The organism is Ornithinibacter sp. (genome assembly GCF_035443565.1).
Lineage (GTDB): Bacteria > Actinomycetota > Actinomycetes > Actinomycetales > Dermatophilaceae > Fodinibacter.
This window is the reverse complement of record NZ_DAORSO010000009.1, coordinates 36,211-37,960: the sequence shown is the minus strand read 5'-3', so window position 1 is coordinate 37,960 and position 1,750 is coordinate 36,211. Positions and strand designations below refer to the sequence as shown.

Genomic DNA, 1,750 nt, shown 5'->3' with positions numbered 1-1,750 from the left:
ACCCCATCCGCCCACCCGCCGCTACCTCCTGATCTCCCCACTTCGTGCGACTTAGGTGCGGATTTCGCGCTGGAAGGATGTTGACACCGCACGTAAGTCGCACGAAGTCGCATAGGGGGAGCGTCAGGGGTTGGCGAGGCGCTGGACCTTGTGGGCGGCCGCCTGGGCCCGCGGCTTGATGACGAGCAGGTCGACGTTGACGTGCGCCGGTCGCGTCGCCATCCACACGATCGCGTCGGCGACGTCCTGCGCGACGAGAGGTCCGGGGACGCCGGCGTACACGGCATCCGCACGTTCCTTGTCGCCGCCGAAGCGGGTCAGCGAGAACTCCTCGGTCTGCACCATCCCCGGTGCCACGACCGTGATCCGCACCGGCTGGTCGACCAGCTCGAGCCGCAGGGTCTCACTCATGACGTGCACGCCGTGCTTGGCGACGGTGTAGCCCCCGCCGCCCTCGTAGGCGGTGAAGCCCGCCACCGAGCCGACGTTGACGATGATGCCCTCACCATCGGCGGCGACCAGTGCGGGCAGCAGGGCCTTGGTGACGCGCAGCGTGCCGAGGACGTTGGTGTCGTACATCTGCTGCCACAGCGCGACGTCGCCCTGCGCCACCGGCTCGAGGCCGAGCGCCCCGCCGGCGTTGTTGACGAGCACGTGCACCCGGTCACCCGCGACGTCGGCCAGGCGGGCGACGTCGTCGTCGTTGGTCACGTCGCACGCCACGGCCACGGCCGCGTCACCGAGCTCGGCGACGAGAGCCTCGAGCCGCTCGGCCCGTCGGGCCGCGCACACGACCCGAAAGCCCTGACCGACGAGCTCGCGGGCGGTGGCGGCGCCGATGCCGCTGCTCGCTCCGGTGACGACGGCGGTGCGGGTGGTGTCGGTCATGAGATCTCCCTCGGGCGGATCGTGGTGGGGTCGACGGCGATCCACGTGGCCTCGGCACGGGCCAGCACCCGTCCGTCGGGTGCGAAGAGGGCGCTGCCGGAGAAGTGCTTGCGACCCTGGGACCCGCGGTGCCACGCGAGAACGGTGTGGGCGACGCCGGGTTCGGGAAGGGCGCTGACCTCGGTGGTCATCGTGCCGAGCACCATCGGGCGCCCGGCGATGCCGGCGGACCACCCGCCGGGGCAGTCGAGCGCAGCCCAGACCAGCGGCACCGACGCCTCGCGCGGGATCCACGAGGTGGCGTAGCGACTGCTCTCGTCGTCGAGCGGCCCCGGGCGCAGGCAGAGCGCGTCGTCGGGGTCGCGGGCGGTGCCGCAGGAGAAGCATGTCGGGAACGGGTGGTCGCTCAGGCCCTCGTAGCGCTCCTCGGCGGCGCGCGCGGCCGCCACGGTGACCGGGGTCTGCGCCTCCCGAGCCAAGGGCGCGGATGCCGTGGCGCTCGCGACGAGGTGGTCGCCGTCGAGGAGGCGGGCCGCGGCTGGAACGGGCGCGACGGCATCCGGGACGGGGGCGTCGACGACGAGCGTCAGGGGACGATCCAGCGGAGGGGGCGCAGCCAGCCGAACCGTGACGGCGGGGTGCGCGTCGGTGGTCGCGACGTGGGTGGCGAGGGTGCCGCTGACCCAGCCGCCGTTGCCGGACTCCGGAGGCCCACAGAAGCGCTGGGGGATGGTGATCTCCACGGGGTCAACCTACTCACGGTGGCTGATTCGACACGCGGGTGCTTGGCTCGACAGCACAAGGTTCACCATCGCAGGACAACGGATGTGGTGCGGACGTGAACCTTGGGGCACCGGGCGAG

The 1,750-nt window shown here is 72.2% G+C and carries 2 protein-coding genes; both read right to left on the bottom strand.

Annotation, left to right across the window (positions count from 1 at the left end):
- Positions 1-123 precede the first annotated feature (123 nt).
- Positions 124-888: an SDR family oxidoreductase gene (locus PLL68_RS02545; protein ID WP_324531358.1), complete on the bottom strand. Its 765-nt coding sequence runs from the start codon at positions 886-888 to the stop codon at positions 124-126.
- Positions 885-1,631: a hypothetical protein gene (locus tag PLL68_RS02540; protein ID WP_324531356.1), complete on the bottom strand. Its 747-nt coding sequence runs from the start codon at positions 1,629-1,631 to the stop codon at positions 885-887. The genes PLL68_RS02545 and PLL68_RS02540 overlap by 4 nt, the downstream gene beginning before the upstream one ends.
- Positions 1,632-1,750: the final 119 nt, after the last annotated feature.

Bases quoted from the DNA above. Each gene is read 5' to 3' on its own strand.
- PLL68_RS02545 (WP_324531358.1), bottom strand. From the start codon at position 888: ATGACCGACACCACCCGCACCGCCGTCGTCACCGGAGCGAGCAGCGGC.